Annotated in this window: 17 protein-coding genes; 10 read left to right on the plus strand and 7 right to left on the minus strand. The window is 37.7% G+C overall.

The annotated features are described in order from the left end of the window. Positions 1-29: 29 nt before the first annotated feature. Positions 30-1,241, minus strand: a complete 1,212-nt coding sequence (locus ABDV71_RS07825; protein ID WP_343531893.1) for an IscS subfamily cysteine desulfurase — start codon at positions 1,239-1,241, stop codon at positions 30-32. Positions 1,242-1,362: 121 nt separating this feature from the next. Here ABDV71_RS07825 and mce point away from each other — a divergent pair, with 121 nt between their 5' ends. Further along, complete coding sequence (gene mce / locus ABDV71_RS07830; protein WP_343531894.1) at positions 1,363-1,764, plus strand: methylmalonyl-CoA epimerase; 402 nt, start codon at positions 1,363-1,365, stop codon at positions 1,762-1,764. A 5-nt stretch (positions 1,765-1,769) separates the two neighbouring features. Beyond that, on the plus strand, positions 1,770-2,057 hold the full coding sequence (locus tag ABDV71_RS07835; protein WP_343531895.1) for a hypothetical protein: 288 nt from the start codon (positions 1,770-1,772) through the stop codon (positions 2,055-2,057). Here the strand turns inward: ABDV71_RS07835 and ABDV71_RS07840 are convergent. Then, positions 2,047-3,123 carry a serine hydrolase domain-containing protein gene (locus ABDV71_RS07840; RefSeq protein ID WP_343531896.1) on the minus strand — a complete coding sequence of 359 codons (1,077 nt, stop codon included), beginning with the start codon at positions 3,121-3,123 and terminating at the stop codon, positions 2,047-2,049. The genes ABDV71_RS07835 and ABDV71_RS07840 overlap by 11 nt on opposite strands. A gap of 175 nt (positions 3,124-3,298) precedes the next feature. Continuing rightward, complete coding sequence (locus tag ABDV71_RS07845) at positions 3,299-4,546, minus strand: sodium:proton antiporter (protein WP_343531897.1); 1,248 nt, start codon at positions 4,544-4,546, stop codon at positions 3,299-3,301. 282 nt (positions 4,547-4,828) lie between these two features. Between ABDV71_RS07845 and ABDV71_RS07850 the strand changes: the two genes are divergently transcribed. From ABDV71_RS07850 to ABDV71_RS07875, 6 genes are all read left to right on the plus strand, one after another. After that, a complete protein-coding gene (locus ABDV71_RS07850) occupies positions 4,829-5,077 on the plus strand; it encodes a type B 50S ribosomal protein L31 (RefSeq protein ID WP_113646771.1) in 249 nt (82 codons plus the stop codon). A gap of 68 nt (positions 5,078-5,145) precedes the next feature. After that, positions 5,146-6,312 (plus strand): putative sugar nucleotidyl transferase, encoded by a 1,167-nt coding sequence (locus ABDV71_RS07855; protein ID WP_343531898.1) that lies wholly within the window; start codon positions 5,146-5,148, stop codon positions 6,310-6,312. 86 nt (positions 6,313-6,398) lie between these two features. Continuing rightward, positions 6,399-7,160 carry a triose-phosphate isomerase gene (tpiA, locus tag ABDV71_RS07860; protein ID WP_343531899.1) on the plus strand — a complete coding sequence of 254 codons (762 nt, stop codon included), beginning with the start codon at positions 6,399-6,401 and terminating at the stop codon, positions 7,158-7,160. Further along, positions 7,160-7,993: a 50S ribosomal protein L11 methyltransferase gene (prmA, locus tag ABDV71_RS07865; protein ID WP_343531900.1), complete on the plus strand. Its 834-nt coding sequence runs from the start codon at positions 7,160-7,162 to the stop codon at positions 7,991-7,993. The genes tpiA and prmA overlap by 1 nt, the downstream gene beginning before the upstream one ends. Positions 7,994-8,072: 79 nt before the next feature. After that, positions 8,073-9,428: a Mur ligase family protein gene (locus tag ABDV71_RS07870; RefSeq protein WP_343531901.1), complete on the plus strand. Its 1,356-nt coding sequence runs from the start codon at positions 8,073-8,075 to the stop codon at positions 9,426-9,428. 8 nt (positions 9,429-9,436) lie between these two features. Next, on the plus strand, positions 9,437-9,787 hold the full coding sequence (locus ABDV71_RS07875) for a helix-turn-helix transcriptional regulator (protein ID WP_343531902.1): 351 nt from the start codon (positions 9,437-9,439) through the stop codon (positions 9,785-9,787). A 49-nt stretch (positions 9,788-9,836) separates the two neighbouring features. Here ABDV71_RS07875 and ABDV71_RS07880 read toward each other — a convergent pair whose 3' ends face one another. From ABDV71_RS07880 to ABDV71_RS07895, 4 genes are all read right to left on the minus strand, one after another. Beyond that, positions 9,837-10,958, minus strand: a complete 1,122-nt coding sequence (locus ABDV71_RS07880; RefSeq protein WP_343531903.1) for a GNAT family N-acetyltransferase — start codon at positions 10,956-10,958, stop codon at positions 9,837-9,839. Positions 10,959-11,025: 67 nt separating this feature from the next. After that, positions 11,026-11,220: a hypothetical protein gene (locus tag ABDV71_RS07885; protein WP_343531904.1), complete on the minus strand. Its 195-nt coding sequence runs from the start codon at positions 11,218-11,220 to the stop codon at positions 11,026-11,028. Positions 11,221-11,646: 426 nt separating this feature from the next. After that, positions 11,647-14,592: a two-component regulator propeller domain-containing protein gene (locus tag ABDV71_RS07890; RefSeq protein WP_343531905.1), complete on the minus strand. Its 2,946-nt coding sequence runs from the start codon at positions 14,590-14,592 to the stop codon at positions 11,647-11,649. Continuing rightward, positions 14,567-15,349, minus strand: coding sequence for a LytTR family DNA-binding domain-containing protein (locus ABDV71_RS07895; RefSeq protein WP_343531906.1), 783 nt, complete (start codon positions 15,347-15,349; stop codon positions 14,567-14,569). Before ABDV71_RS07895 ends, ABDV71_RS07890 begins: the two co-directional genes overlap by 26 nt. Positions 15,350-15,481: 132 nt before the next feature. Here ABDV71_RS07895 and ABDV71_RS07900 point away from each other — a divergent pair, with 132 nt between their 5' ends. Beyond that, on the plus strand, positions 15,482-16,201 hold the full coding sequence (locus ABDV71_RS07900; RefSeq protein ID WP_343531907.1) for a ferritin-like domain-containing protein: 720 nt from the start codon (positions 15,482-15,484) through the stop codon (positions 16,199-16,201). Between the two features lie 18 nt (positions 16,202-16,219). Further along, on the plus strand, positions 16,220-17,074 hold the full coding sequence (locus ABDV71_RS07905; protein ID WP_343531908.1) for a ferritin-like domain-containing protein: 855 nt from the start codon (positions 16,220-16,222) through the stop codon (positions 17,072-17,074). The last annotated feature ends 79 nt before the right edge of the window (positions 17,075-17,153 follow it).

The raw sequence follows: 17,153 nt of genomic DNA on the forward strand, positions 1-17,153 counted from the left end.
AATTCGTAAATCTACAATCGTAACTCTCCTTAGTGTTCTGCCCACTCAATTTTGCTCAAGTCAATACCTTCTTTAAACATTTCCCAAAGTGGAGAAAGATCTCTCAAGTGGTTTACTGCTTTTTTGGTATTTTCTATTGCATAATCAACTTCTTCCTCAGTCGTAAATCTACCTAAACCAAAACGTATCGAAGAGTGTGCCAAATCATCAGAAAGGCCTAATGCTTTTAATACATATGATGGTTCCAATGAAGCAGAAGTACAAGCCGAGCCTGAAGAAACAGCTAAATCTTTCATCGCCATCATTAAACCTTCACCTTCTACATATTTAAAAGAAATGTTGGCAACATGTGGCAAACGGTGATTTACGTTTCCGTTTACATAGCTTTCTTCAAGTTGAGTTAACGCACTTTCTAGTTTATCACGTAAAGCAGATAAACGCTTAGCTTCTTCGTCCATTTCTAAACGGCAAAGTTCACAAGCTTTACCTAAGCCAACAATACCTGGTACGTTTAAGGTTCCTGAACGCATGCCACGCTCATGACCACCACCGTCCATTTGAGCGGTAACTTTAACTCTTGGTCCTTTTCTGCGTACATATAGAGCTCCAATACCTTTTGGTCCGTACATTTTGTGTGCACTGAAAGCCATCAGGTCAATGCCATCTGCATTTACATCAACTGGGATTTTACCTACAGCTTGTGTCGCATCAGTCATGAACAAAGCGCCATGTTTGTGTGCAATGGCAGAAATTTCTTTCACTGGTTGTACTACACCAATCTCGTTGTTACCATACATGATAGATACCAAAATGGTTTCAGGAGTCATTGCTGCTTCAAGCTCTTGAAGGTCAATTAAGCCATCTTCCTTTACATTTAGGTAAGTGATTTTTGCACCCAGTTTTTCCAAATGCTTGCAGGTATCCAATACAGCTTTATGTTCTGTAGTAGCGGTAATGATGTGATTACCTTTATCGGCATACATTTCAAAAACACCTTTAATGGCCAAGTTGTCTGCTTCAGTAGCACCAGAAGTAAAGATGATTTCTTTTTCTGTACAGCCAATTAATTTAGCAACTTGCTCACGGGCGTAATCTACTGCCTCTTCAGCCACCCAACCAAAAGCATGGTTACGGCTAGCTGCATTACCAAACTTAGAAGTAAAGTAAGGTAACATAGCTTCTAAAACCCTTGGGTCTAAAGGGGTAGTAGCGTTATTATCTAAGTAAATAGGAAGTTCCATTATCTAATTCTTGTCTTAATTAATATACAAAGATACGAAAAAACTTTCCGAACAATTATAAATAATAGCTATGAAGGTATAGTTAAAACCTGCATTTTTACATTCTGATAACCTTAAATCTATGAACAAGATAGAACACATTGGTATTGCCGTTAACGATTTGAAGCAGGCTTCTGCATTATATGAAAAGCTTTTGGGTACAAATTGCTATAAAATGGAGACTGTTGAAAGTGAAAATGTAAATACGGCCTTCTTTAAAGTCGGGGAAAATAAGATTGAACTTTTGGCGGCAACTGCCGAGGAAAGTGCTATTGCCAAATTTATAAGCAAAAAAGGGGAAGGGATACACCATATTGCCTTTGATGTAGACGATATTTATGCGGAAATGGAAAGGTTGAAAAGAGAAGGTTTTGTATTGCTTAACGAGCAACCGAAAAAAGGAGCAGATAACAAATTGATTTGTTTTGTGCATCCTAAAGCAACAAATGGTGTTTTAATAGAACTTTGCCAGGAAATCAGATGAGTGAAATGTCCTTAGCTAAAATGGTAGGCAAAGATTTTGAGCTACCTGAAGAAATATCCGAAACCCAATTGCGTGAAGCTCTAGTAAGGGCTTTTGAATATTTGGTGGAAGATGATTTTCCAAAATTGGTGCAAATTCTTTATCGTGCCGATGTGGATCAGGATAAGCTTAAAAAGCTGCTGGAAAGTGCCGAAAATGCCAGTTCAGGAGAAGTAATTGCTGATGCCTATATTACAAGACAGAAAGCTAAACTAGAGATTTGGAATAAGTACAGCAAACCCGCTAACGGTTAATAATGGCTATGGCTTCATTGGCTATCTTTTTCAGATTTCCAGCATCTGTATTGCAAAAAATAATCACCTTGTATTGAGCGCTTGGTAGCTGTAAATAGGTATGATTAAAGCCTCCAATATTGCCGTTACGCTCAATAATGTTGATTTTTTTGCCTGCTATAGTTTCTTCACCCACATAACCTCCCGGAGAAACATAATAATTTCTGCTTTCGACTAAACCAATTTCTTTTAAAGGTTGGTAAAGTTCAGTCAATGATTGCTTATTAATGATTTGTAGTTGTTCCAAAGCTAGGCTAAACTGTAGTAGCTCACGTGGAGTGCTGAATATTGCGCCGGCACCTGCATAATTTTCAATATACAATGGGTAATTGTTCTGTAATGGGTCTTTTACTTTTTCGTTGCCAAAAGAATAGTTATAGTAACCATATGCCAAGTTGCGGATGACTGAATCTCTATTGGTTATTCCAGTGTTTTCAAGTTTCAAGGGCTTCGAAATCAACTCATCTAGTAATGTTGCCCAAGGTTTTGCATACACTTGCTCCAAAATGGCGGTTAGCAGAATAAAGTTGACGTTGTTATACCTGTATTTGCTTCCTGGCTCAAATAATAAGGTGTCTTTAATTCTTTTGGAGATGAATTCTTTAGGCGACAGCTTCACCATGTAGTCGGGTATTTTTTCATTGAGTAAACCCGAAGTATGATGAATAAGGTCCTTGATTTTGATTTTTGTGTTGTGCTTAGGCAATAAGGTTGGTACATAAACATCGATAGTATTGTTGAAGTCTAATTTCCCTTGTTCCTTTAATTTAAGAGCCATTACCGAAGCATACAGTTTGGTAATGGAAGCAATGGAGAAGCGGGTTTCTTTGTCTATTTGGACACTAAATTGCCTGTTAGCAAGCCCATATTGTTTTTCGAAAATGATTTTATCGCCCTTGGTAATCAATATGGAGCCATCAAATCTTCCCTTCCTAAGATTTGATGTAAATAAGCTATCGAGCTGTTTTTGTTGAGCGCTAACATTAAAAACATAAAGTAGCAGAATCATAATTCCTTTAATTTTCATCTTTTAGTTTTTCGACATAAGACAATGAAACTTAAAGGACGTTGCATCTAAAGATGGATATTTAATCTTCCTTTTTAAATTGTAGACTTGCGAAGTGTAGACTTACGAAGTTTTTAAAACTTCGTAAGTCTTAAACTGTCTTAAGCTGTATTCAGCTGTGCATCTTTGGCTAAAATTAATCTTCCTCTTTCGAAAGTGCTTTTGTGGCCACTTTGCCAACACTAAGCCCCTGCACAATGATGGAGAATACCACAATAAAATAGGTGATGGCCAAAATCACCGGTTTGTGTGGACCTTCGTCGATAGATAGGGCTAGGGCAATAGAAACACCACCTCTTAAGCCTCCCCAAACCAATACTTTTATGGTTCCCTTGCTAAATTTGTTCCTAAAAGGAATAACTTTAACAGGGATGTAGATAGAAATAAATCTGGCGAAAAGTACCACAATAATACTAATCCCACCCATTACCCAGTAATTAGTGATGTTAGGAATGATTAAGAGTTCAAAGCCGATAAATAGAAATAGAATGGCGTTTAAAATTTCATCTATCAATTCCCAGAACTTGTTCAGATAATCTTTGGTAGTGGCCGACATTGCCGTTCTTTTTCCGTAATTACCAATCACAATACCAGCGGCAACCATGGTGAGAGGGCCAGAAATATGCATTGCTCTAGCAATTAGATAGCCGCCCATTACTACGGATAAAGTAATTAGGACAGAAACTTTATAGTCGTCAATTTTACGCATGGCGTTTGAGGCACCTAAACCTAGCAGTGCTCCTACAATAAATCCGCCAGCTGCTTCTTTAACCAAAAGCCATGAAATATTACTAAAAGAAATGTCAATGTCACTGCTTTGAGTAAGTTGTAAAATCACGGCAAACACTACAACGGCAACACCATCATTAAAGAGGGATTCGCCTGCTACCTTGGTTTCGAGCGATTTTTTTACTTTGGCTTCCTTTAAAACGCCCATTACAGCAATGGGGTCTGTAGGTGAAATTAAAGCCCCAAATAGCAAACAGTATAAAAACGGAATGTTAAGGTTGAATAATGGTGCGATGTAGAATGTCAGTCCGCCGACCACGAAAGTAGAAATGACCACACTTACCGTAGAGAAAATAACGATTGGACCTCTTTGTTCCTTTAGATCCTTTAGGTTAATATGGATAGCTCCCGCAAATAAGAGGAAATTTAACATGGCTCCCATCAGCACTTCAGTGAAATCTACATCTCGTAAAAGATTAGAAAAATGGGTAAACGTATCAGGAAATAGATGACCCGTAATAACCAAAACTATTGACGATAGCATCGCGATGATCATGATGCCGATAGTAGAGGGAAGCTTTAGGTAGCGCAAATTTAGATAGGAAAAAAATGAGGCTAGGACGATGAGGACAGAAAACGAATAGTATAACTCCATGAATAAAAATTAAAGATTTTCGAAATAGGTAAGTTCGCAAGATATCTAAAAAAGGCCTTTTTTGCAAGAATGGACGGGCTTTGATGGTCGTAAGTCAGTTCATTCAGTTTAAATCATTTATATTTGAAAAAATATCTCTTTTGTAATATTGTTTATATGGAAAATAATCTAGATATTTGCACCTCTAAAAATAAAGATTAAGATCAGAGGCGCCCATCCGTATCGTTTGCCAGCAAATTGCAAAAGTAACGTTGGGGTTTCAAAATAAAGTTTAAATAGATTATGAAAAAAGATTTGCATCCATCAAGCTACAGATTTGTTGTATTTAAAGACATGTCTAACGACTATTCTTTCTTAACAAAATCTTGTGTTGAGACTAAAGAAACTGTTAAATGGGAAGATGGTAATGAGTATCCTCTTTACAAATTAGAGATTTCTCACACTTCTCACCCTTTCTATACTGGTAAAATGAAATTGGTTGATACAGCAGGTCGTATCGATAAATTCAAAAACCGTTACGCTAAAAAATAATTTAGCTAAAGAGATATTTTTTGAAAGTCCCGAGCGTAAGCCCGGGACTTTTTTTATTTTTGTTGCTTATGGCAATCAATCTTTTTGATGACAAATCTTGGCTAACACTTAGGCCGCTAACATTTACACGACCTGTAGCCGATTTAAGGGTCGGTATTTTGACCATTGCGCAGAAATGGGCAAAATATCTTGACGTAGCATTTGGCTACCAAACAGAAGGCTATCTAAGTAGGAAATATTCATTGTTGGAGGCAGAACTATTCATTAATGGTTCAATTTGCCCTGACGGTGAGTTGTTAGATGCGATAACAAACTTAAAAGATGGACAGGTGCTACATGCAGCTGATGTGGTGATTGCTTATAAATCATCTGGCATTCTTCATCATACAGCAATGAGCAGCTTGGAAAGAGTCGCTTATCTAGATGGATTTGTGAAAATTGACTATCCAGAACAAATTTTCGGATATAATGATGTTGAATTGCAAAAGGACTTTGCGTTATTGACCAAAGGAAGAACTTCTGCTAAGTTAAGCAGTACTAATACCATTTTGGGGGATAACATTTTTGTAGATGAGGGAGCAACAGCAGAATGTTCAACCTTTAATACTTTGCAAGGTCCAATTTATCTGGGGAAAAATAGTCAGATTTGGGAAGGCTGCCATATCCGTGGTTCATTTGCATTATGTCACGATTCTCAAGTTAAAATGGGTGCCAAAATTTATGGCAAAACAACTATTGGTCCATTTAGCAGAGTGGGAGGTGAGATTAATAATGCCGTGATTTGGGGATATTCGTCAAAAGGTCATGAGGGCTATTTGGGGAATTCTGTATTAGGCCAGTGGTGTAACATTGGTGCCGATAGCAACAATTCCAACTTGAAGAATAACTATGCGGAAGTTCGCTTATGGGATTATGATAAGGAAACTTTCCGAAAAACGGGATTGCAGTTTTGCGGCTTGATTATGGCCGATCATGCAAAATGTGCCATCAATACCATGTTCAATACCGGTACGGTAGCTGGCGTAAGTGCTAACGTTTTTGGAGCAGGATTCCCTCGTAATTTCATCCCAGATTTTTCATGGGGTGGTTCTCATGGCTTTGATGTATATGCTTTAGATAAGATGTTGGAGACCACTGAGAAAGTTTATGAGCGTAGAGATACGGTTTTAGACGAAATAGAAAGAGGAATCATCACACACATCTTTGAAATGACAAAACAATATAGACACTTTTAATTACAATTTTAGATTTACGAATGACGATTTTAAAGTTTGCGATACACGTATAACTTGGAACGTACAACTTAAAACCCAATATAGATATGAGAAAAAAAATAGTTGCTGGAAACTGGAAAATGAATAACGACTACAATGAAGGAGTTTCATTGTTCTCTGAAATTGTAAACATGGTAAGAGACGAGAAAAAGGGCGACCAAATTGCGGTAATCTGTTCTCCATTTATTCATTTGAATAGCCTAGCACAACTATCGTCGGGTGTGGTTAAAATTGGTGCGCAAAACTGCCATCAAAATGAAAACGGTGCCTATACAGGAGAAACTTCTGCAAAAATGATCAAATCTACAGGTGCAGAGTACGTGATTATTGGCCACTCAGAGCGTAGACAATATTTCGCGGAAAGCAATCAGCTATTGGCAGAAAAAACCGTTATTGCATTGAAAAATAACTTAGTACCTATTTTCTGTATTGGCGAAACTTTGGATGAAAGAAATAACGGAAGTTATTTTAACGTGATCGAAAGCCAACTTGAAGAAGGTGTTTTTGGTTTAAGTGCGGATGATTTCGGCAAAGTGGTATTAGCTTATGAGCCAGTTTGGGCTATTGGAACCGGCTTAACCGCTACGCCCGACCAAGCACAAGATATCCATGCTTTTATCCGTTCTAAAGTTGAAGCAAAATATGGAATGAACGTTGCCGATGATACAACGATTTTATATGGTGGAAGCTGTAATGCCAAAAATGCTCCTGAACTTTTTGCTCAAGCCGATATTGACGGTGGTTTAATTGGCGGCGCTTCATTAAAATCACGTGATTTTACAGACATTGTTAAAGCATTAAATTCTTAATGGATTATATACAGGTAAGTTTTAGTTTCGAGCAGATCGAAGAATACCAGCAAGATCTTTTAGTTGGCCAACTGGCCGAAATAGGCTTCGATTCCTTTGTAGATTCTATAGAAGGTTTCGATGCCTTCATTATTGCTGATCAATTTGAAGAGACTAAGCTAAAGGAAGTAGTGGAAGAACTGGATTTTGCAGTTAGTTATAAAGTGCAGGAAATTGCACCTCAAAATTGGAACGAAGAGTGGGAGAAGAATTTTAGCCCACTGATCATTAGTGATAATTGCTATGTAAGGGCAACTTTCCATGAACCTCAGCCACAGTATCAATATGAAATAGTGATTGATCCAAAAATGGCTTTTGGTACTGGACATCACCAAACCACTACCATGATGATGCAATATGTACTTGAAACTGATGTAGCCGATGCTTCGGTATTGGACATGGGCGCTGGTACCGCTATTTTGGGAATTTTAGCTGCAAAAAGAGGAGCGAAGGATATTGTGGCGATAGACTATGATGAGGTTTGCTATTTAAGCGCCATCGAAAATGCAAAGCTAAACCATATCGAAAATTTGGTTTCTCTACATGGTAGTAAAGAAGTAATTCCTCAAACTACTTTCGATATCATTTTAGCAAATATTAACAGAAACATCCTTTTAGACCAGATAGAAAGCTACGCTGCTGTACTCAAGCATGATGGATTGATTTTATTCAGTGGTTTTTACGAAACCCCAGATTTGGACATCATTAAATCACATGCCGAACAATATGGCCTATTGTACCAAAACCATAAAAAAATGGGCGACTGGGTAGCGGCAAAGTTTGTAAAGAAATAACTCCCAACCCCTAAAGGGGGGTATTAGGTTTATAAGATTTGAAAATAATTTCCTCCCTTTAGGGAGATTAGGAGGGTTTATGAAGATACATTTAATAGCTATTGGTGGTGCTGCAATGCACAATTTAGCGATAGCACTACATAAAAAAGGTTTTAAAGTAAGTGGCTCAGATGATGTGGTTTACGAGCCTTCTAAAAGCCGCCTGGATAAATATGGTTTGCTGCCAGCCAAAATGGGTTGGGATGAAAGTCGTATTACGCCAGATATTGATGCCATCATTTTGGGGATGCACGCTCGCGTAGATAATCCTGAATTACTGAAAGCGCAAGAGTTGGGATTAAAAATCTATTCTTACCCAGCGTATATCTATGAGCAATCAAAAGATAAAGTTAGAGTAGTGATAGGAGGAAGTCATGGTAAAACGACCATTACTTCTATGATTTTGCATGTGCTTAATTATCATCAAAAGGATTTCGATTATTTAGTTGGTGCTCAGTTGGCTGGTTTTGATACCATGGTGAAAATTACTGATGCAGCCCCTATTATGGTGATTGAAGGCGACGAGTATTTGGCTTCACCGATTGATAGAAGACCAAAGTTCCATCTATATCACGCCAATATTGCGGTAATTAGTGGTATTGCTTGGGACCATATCAATGTATTTCCAACCTTTGCCGACTATGTAGAGCAGTTTGCCAAATTTATAGAAACGATTACACCAAAAGGTACTTTGATTTATTGTGAAGTAGATGAGGGGTTAAATCAAACAGTATTAAAATCGACGGCCGATGTGGAAAAGATTCCTTATGGTGTTCCGCTTCATGAAGTAAGAAATGGGGTGACCTATTTGTTGCCTCAACAAACGCCGTTAAATGTGTTTGGAGATCATAATTTAATGAACTTAAATGCAGCAAAGCAAGTTTGTACTAAACTAGGTATTACAGAGGAAGGATTCAATGCAGCCATCGCTTCTTTTGCTGGTGCAGCTAAAAGATTGGAACTGGTGAGTGCTGTAAACCAAACCAATGTTTATAAGGATTTTGCCCATTCGCCGTCTAAGCTAAAAGCGACGATTCATGCCGTTAAGGTACAGTTTACGGATAGAAAATTGGTAGCACTGATGGAATTACATACTTTTAGTAGTTTGAACAAGCAGTTTTTAAAGGAGTATAGCGGAGCAATGAAAGATGCTGATTTGGCGATTGTTTACATCGATGCAAAGACTTTTGAGCAGAAAAAAATGCAGCCGTTAACCGAAGCGGATATTAAGGAAGCCTTTGAAGATGATAAACTGTTATTTTTTGACGACTCGGCTAAGCTAGAAGCTTATTTGAAAAGTCTTAATTATCATCAAACTAACTTGCTGTTAATGAGCTCGGGTACTTACGCAGGACTTGATTTGCCTAAATTGGCGAGTGAATTAAAAACAAACTAGTTTATATTTTGGACAGTCAGCACTTAATTACGGAGGTAGGAAGCAACATTAGGCAGCTGCGACTGGAGAAGGGAAAGGGGCAAACTGAAGTGGCCAAGGCATTGGGTATTTCAGTAGCCGCGCTTTCAAAAATTGAAAATGGACAAACAGATATTAATTTATCTCGTTTAATTCAAATGGCAAAGTATTTCGGAGTTTCTGTGGCTTCTGTTCTTTCAAAGGACATTCCTGCTACCTTTCAATCATCACAGAATACGGCCGAGATTTCCTTGTTGAAAAAACTACTCGCTGATAAGGATGCGGAAATAATGAAGTTGCAAAAAAAGGTCATTGACCTTTACGATAAGTTAGGTCTATAATACTATTTCGATAGTTTTACAGAATGGTTTACCGTGCCCTTAGTCGGCCTTAAAAATTCTTTCTTAAGGTCAAATGCTTCTTGCCAAACCTGGCTCCAGTTGCCTGATGAATGGCCAACATTTTTTCATTAAAATCTCCAACCCAAGAAAGCTCTAGTTCTTCGTAATTTTTCTTGTTTGGCAACACATACTCCTTCAATTTGATAAATAGAGAAGATTCCAGGCCATGTTTTTGGTAGGTTTGCTTGGTGCCCATTACGATGGCACGCATTCTATTTACACCCGCCCAACGCCTATAGGCAAATTGCAATTTTTGCCATAAGCCCAGTTTTCCATTAAAACCTCTGATCATTTGGTTAGCGTCAGGGATAATTACCACAAATGATGCGGGCTCCCCATTTGAATAGGCAAACCAGATTAATTTTTCGTCCATAATCACCTCCATCTGCTTGAAGCTTTCCTGCAGTATTTCCTTTTTGATGGGAACAAAATTTTCGAAATCCTTCCAACCATCATTGTATATTTCCATTAAATCGTCAATGTACTTGTCGGCGTTTTTTTTGTCGAAATGCTCAAAGGAATAAGCCGGTTTACTTGCTACCCAATTTGCAATTTTTGTAAAGCGTTCTGGAAAGGGCTTCTTTACGTCTACAATGTTGGTAAGCTGTTCATAGGCAGTCTCAAACCCATAATTGTTAAATAACTTTAGGTAGTAGGGTAAATGGTAGTTCATGCCATAGGAAGCAGGGGAGAAGCCTTCTATAAGCAATCCCCAAAAGGTATCGTTTTCGCCAAAGTTGATTGGCCCTTCCATGGCTTTCATGCCGCGTTCGGCTAGCCAATTTTTAGCAGTATCAAAAAGTAGATCAGCGGCATTTTGATCATCTATACATTCAAAAAAACCCATGCCGCCAGTAGGAACTTCATAGCCATAGGCCTTCTTTTCGTTAATAAAAGCAGCAACTCTTCCAATTACTTTATCCTTGTTGTCTAACAGCACCCATCTGGTGCATTGCCCATGTTTAAAAAATGGATTTTGATTGGGGTTAAATGTCTTTTCAATATCTTGGTCCAAAGGTCTGATGTAGGCTTTGTCATTATGGTAGAGATGATTTACCACATCAAGAAATTGTTTTTTTGTTTGATTGTTATTAACTGCTAAGACTTTCATGCGGGGGCTAAAATAACAAAAAGCATCTGTTTAGGATGCTTTTTGTGATAATGTTTATAAACTGTTTTTAATAATCTTCGTCATCATCGTCGTCATAACTATCGAAATTGTCGAAGTCGTCCAGAGGCATGTCAAAGTCATCTTCGTCCTCATCTACATTTTTCTCATCTTGGACGTCATCTAGTTCTTCATCCATCTCTTCTTTCTTAGAATTTGGCTTGCCTGTCGGCTTGTCTTGAATAGGTTTTTTTGGCGTTTTCATTACACAAAAAATTGTTAATAGTTCGAAAGTTAAATGCGCTAATTAAAGTTACAAAAATCTTTTTTAAAATGGAAAACAGCGTTGTTTGTTTCGTTTTTTCGCAGGCTCAAAAATAGAATAAAAACCATTTTTGGAAAACTTTTTTTGAATTTTTTACGAGACTTTTTTGAAGGCAGAAAAACTAAGAATGGCATAAAACAAAAAAGCGTCCTAATTAAAAAATCGGGACGCTTTTAACACACAAATGAAACCTGAATTGAGATATACTTTTAGGTTAGGTTAAAAAATATCTTTGTCAATCCTATATGAACGTTCTCAGAACAAACAATTAATGTTTGCTTAATTTCTTAAAACAAGTTTAATACAAAAAAGCCTAAGATGCACGCTTATTTAGTGAGTGGTAGTAATATTTGAGTAAACGGTATTTTAAGAGTTGAATGGGATAGAGATGGATACGATAGTGCCTGTTTTTCCGTGCTGTTTAATGTCCAGTTGTATGGATTTTGCTTCAATTTTGTTTAATAGATTGATTCGTTCTTTTGTTAAATCCATGCCCTTGCTCTGATGTCCCTCTTTTTTGGCTGCTAATGAATTGTCTATGCCTATGCCATCGTCAATAATCCTGATCAGCAAAGTCTCGTCGTTTTGTTCGCTGATGTTAATGGTCACCGTTCCTCCTTCCTCTTTAGGCATAATGCCATGCCAAATTGCATTTTCGATGTATGGCTGTAGCAACATCGAAGGAATTTGCGTTTCTTCCTTATCTATTTGTGGATCCACATGGATTTCGAAATGGAATTTCTCTCCAAAGCGATTTTTTTCCAAGGTGAGATATAGATTAAGGTAGTTGATTTCTTCTTCCAAAGAAATATAACTCTGTGTACAGATTTCTAGATTTTTTCTAATTAAACGAGCAAAGCCCGTAAGCACTTTATTGGCCGAAGAAGTATTTTTGGTATTGATGAAATGCTGGATAGAATTCATCACGTTGAATACAAAATGTGGGTTCATCATAGCCTGTAAAGCCTGTTGCTCCAACATCAATATTTTATTTTTCAGTAATAATTGCTCCTGTTCCTTGTTTTTTTGTCTCCTGGTGATGGTTACGCTGATTACATAAATGAGATAACCGCCAAGTACTAACAAAATTCCAATGAACCACCAGGTTTGATAAAATTTCTTTTGCAGAACCAGTTTAATTTTAGCGGGCTCGCTCCAATGACTATTCTGGTTTTTTGCACTTACCTCAAAAATATATTCGCCCGGTTCAAGCGACGAAAGTTCCAGTCTGCGATTTTTGGTCTCAATCCAGTTCCCTTCGTTTTTTAGCCTATACCTGTAACTAATATTCTTACTGTTAAAATCGATAGCGCTATAGTTGATGATTAAACTCTGTTCGATAGGTTTTAGCTTAAAACTACTATTTAGGTCAAGCGACTTTTTATCATTGATTACAGAGGTAATGTAAACTTTTGGTGCTTGGGAAGCTTGCAGCAAATGATTGTAGGCAAAATAAACCAATCCGTTATTAGTAGCAAAATAGGCGGTGTCTTTGTCAATATACAGGTCATTCAAATTGTCGGATAAGATACCATTCACATCATCAAAGGCACTAACGGTAGCTTTACCTTTGTTAAAGGATATTCTGTTGATTCCTGTATTGCTAATTGCCCAAAGATTGTTGTCCCGTACAAATAGCTTGTTAATGATGTTATTGCTCAGCCCTCTTTTATAATCAATAAGTTGCGTAATTTTCCCGTTTTTAAAGATAATAATCCCATAGCCATCTGTAGCCATAGCGATGCTGCCATCAGATAATTGGCGCATGTCGTTAATTCTTTTGGTTAACAGCGGATATTTTTCATAATGTTTGTTCAATTTGTTGTGGTTAAACTCCGACAGCCCACTAATGTTGGAGAACCATAAGTTTTGTCCCTTGTCATAGAACACCCTATAAGAACGGTCCCTGAAAAAATCTTGCTGCTCTTTGTATTTCAAAACGGAAAATTCCAGTTTGTTTCTGTCGTTGATGATCACCACACCCGAAGACATGGACAGCGTAAGTTTGGATGTGGTATCGATGGCGAAATTTTTGACCACAAACATGTTGTTATTTGTCTCTCGTAAAAATCTGAAATCTTTGCTTGTAGGATAATTGCTATTTACAGATCCTAAACCATAATCTGAAGCGAAAAAAACTTTATCATTTTTTTTGTCGAGCACCAATTGCTTAATAACGTTGTACTGTTCTGGATTAGGTAAATTAATCTGAACACTAGTTTTTGTTTTTAGATTTAGGATGTTGATGGTCCCATTGTTGGTCCCCAGCCATAATCGATTGTACTTGTCCTTTACAATACTTTTGATCATGCTGTTATTTAGTCCATTTTCTCGGTTGAAAGTATATAGTTGGTCTTTGAGCTGAGGAAGTTTATAGATGCCATTTTTAGTAGTAAACCAAAGGTTGTCCTGTCTGTCTTCAATCACTTGGTTTACATTAACCCCCTGTAAAAAGCTGATGCTTCTACCATCATATCTCATTCCCTTAACACCTGTTTCGTTACAAATCCAAAGCTCGCTATCATTTATATACATATAACCTAAATTAGATGCCAGTAACTTTTGGTCAATGTCCAATATTTTATGAATGCTAGTGTTGCTTAAATGATTCAAGCCTTCCTTATCCAAAAAATAAATGTCTTTTTTGCGTTGATAGATCGTCTTATAAGATAAGGGATAGTGCTGTTGGTGAGTTCGTATAAAATTTCCATTTTTATAGAGAAATGCGGCATTATTGGTGAATGCCTTGATATTGTTGCTTTGGTCTTCATAGAGGTAGGCATTTTGATATTTAAAATGAGCATCCTTGGATTCCATTTTACTGGTTTTTACACCGTCCCAAATGCCAATAACGTTGTTGTTGGTGCCAAACCATAATCTTCCTTTACTATCTTCCAAAAAAGATACAACTACACCATTAAAGCTCAAATCCTTTAAGTTGGGATTATTTTTTTCATTATGAATCTTACCATTCAGAAAAAAACTTAATTGGCCATTAAGTGCCATGAACCAAATACGGCCTTTACTGTCTTCCCTTAATTGTAGAATTTGATTGTCTGGCAAACCGTCATCTACTGAAAAGTTTTCGAAAACAGCACCATCAAATCTACTCACCCCAGCATCGGTGGCAATCCATATAAAGCCTTTGTGGTCCTGTAGCATATAAAAACAATTATTGCTAGGCAAACCATCTTTGGTACTATAGTGAGGAAGGTAAACCGTTTGAGCAAAGGTGTTTAAGCTATTTACGACAATCAATAAAAAGCCGATTAGCCATATTTTAGATTTATTTTTCACTTTGCAGTAGTGCATAGGTTTTTATTTTTTCAAAGAAATCACTAGCCCGTCTTCTTGATACCACGAGAGATTCTCCATTTTCTAGCAGCAATACCAAGCCATTTTTATTGTTGTATTCTTTTACGTATTTAAGGTTCACGATACTTGACTTATGGATTCTGAAAAATCGCTCTTCAGGAAGTATCTCTTCATAATCCTTTAATACTTTAGAAACGGTTATTTTCTCTTTGTTTTTGAGGTGGAAGATGGAGTAGTTGCTGTCCGCTTCAATATGGATGATATCGTCAACATCTACTAAACGATAACCTTGACCGCTAGGTAAGGTTAATCTATTGATGCCCTTTTGTTCTTTTAGCTCTGTTTCCAGATTTTTAAGACCAGTATTTTGGAGCAATGCTTGGTTAAGCTGTTGATATTTGGTGGCTTTTTCTACGGCCGCAATCAATTCTTCAATATCAATGGGTTTTAAAAGGTAGTCAATAGCGTTTGCTTTAATGGCTTTTAGCGCATATTGGTCATAAGCCGTAGTAAAAATAACTGTAGCGTTTGCCTCTTGTACTTGTGGAATCAATGAAAAACCGTTTTCGCCAGGCATAGCGATGTCTAAAAAAATAAGGTCCACATCATAACTCTGCAATAGGGCTCTTGCTTCGTTTACCGACTTTGCAATCCCACAGATATTCACTCCCGGGCAGTTTTCCTGCAATAAGAAGTACAATGATGAACGTGCAAATTCCTCATCGTCAACAATAATTGTGTTTAGTGCGGCCATGGTTTAGTTTGGCTCAATTTATCAAAAAATGAAGGTAATTGAAAATATTTCTGCTTTTGCGAAATCCAGATTTTGATGAATCTCGTATGTGTAGTAAATAACCTTTTAACTAAAACCCTAAAAAACCTTGTTATGGAAAATTTAAAAGAGAACCACGAAACATCTCCGAAAGAAACAGATATTTTAGATGCAAGGCTCCAACGACGAGCTTTTTTGCAGTATGCTGGTGCTGGTGCCGCGGTGGTAGCGTTAGTTGCAGCAGGATGTAAAAAGGATAGGTCACCAAGTATGTCTTTTGGTACTACACTGGATTTTAAAGATGATTTTGGCGTACTTAACTATGCCTATGCCTTGGAGCAATTGGAGGCAGCATTTTATATCAAAGTAGCCTCAAATCCGCCTTCGAGTTTTACTACTGCTCAAAAAAACTATTTTCAAGACGTTCAGTTCCATGAAATTGCACATCGCGAATTTTTAAAAAAAGTATTGGGTACTGCTGCCATTGGAAGTTTGGACGTAGATTTTTCTTCTATCAATTTTAGTGATGCTACAAGTGTACTTGCTGCTGCAAAAGCATTTGAAGATTTAGGGGTTGCAGCCTATAATGGAGCAGGGGTAAGGTTAAAAACAGATGCCTATTTGGTTGCCGCTGGACAGATTGTTTCGGTAGAGGCCAGGCATGCAGCATGGGTGAGGGATCAGATCAGTAATGGAAGTTTTGCCGACCTAACAAGTTTGAGCTCATTGGGGGCCAATGTAGCTGGAGGTTTAGATGGGGCATTAACGCCAGATAAAGTACTTGCAGTGGCTGGTACATACATCAAAACCAAAATTAACGTAATTAACCTTTAACCTTAAAACCTAGAAATTATGAATATTTTAAGCATATTAGATGAGATTGAAAAAGTTGATGGTGAGATTTATGAAAGAATAAATCCTCGAAGAAAAGCAATGCAGGACTTTTTCCAAATCGGGAAAAAAATATCCTTGGCTGCAATGCCTTTGGCCTTAGGCTCATTGTTCACCAAGGCTTATGGTCAAACTACCCCAACGGCAGTTAACGAGGTGTTGAATTTTGCCCTTACTTTAGAATATTTGGAGTATCATTTTTACAATCATGCTTTGGTGGCTACACCAACGCTAGTTCCTGCTGGTGCACCAAATGGTGCAATTACAACCATACGGAACCACGAAAAGGCACATGTAGATTTACTTAAAGGTGCATTGGGAAGTGCCGCAAGAGCGGAATTGATCTACGATAATTTTGATTTTACCGCAGGTGGTACTTTTGGAACGGTTTATTCAGATTATGTAACCTTTTTAAAAGTGGCTACTGCCTTTGAAGACACAGGTGTGAGAGCCTACAAGGGCCAAGCTCCTGTTTTGAAAGGAAATGCCGTTTTGACCACTGCTTTACAAATTCACTCGGTAGAAGCGAGGCATGCCTCACACCTACGACAAATGTTGGCTGCAAATGGTGCCACAGGATTAAAGCCTTGGATTAGCTTAGGTGCGGGAGGTATTTCTAACGATACTGGAATTGCTGCGGTAGATCCTGTTTACGCCAGGGAAAATACCACTTTGCAGGCGGGGGTTGAAATTACGGCGATTAATGGTACCGCGGTAACTAAAGCCGCAGCCGCAGAATCTTTTGATGAGTTTTTAACCAAGGCCGAAGTGGTGACCATTGCTAATTTGTTTCTTAAACCAGGGTTTAGATTGTAGTTGATTAAAAGATAAACTGTGAAGGCTTTCGAGAAGTTTTTTATGTCGTTGCTTAGCAATGAAGAAGAAAACTTTTTGA

Origin of the sequence: Pedobacter sp. (assembly GCF_039594775.1) — a bacterium.
GTDB lineage: Bacteria > Bacteroidota > Bacteroidia > Sphingobacteriales > Sphingobacteriaceae > Pedobacter.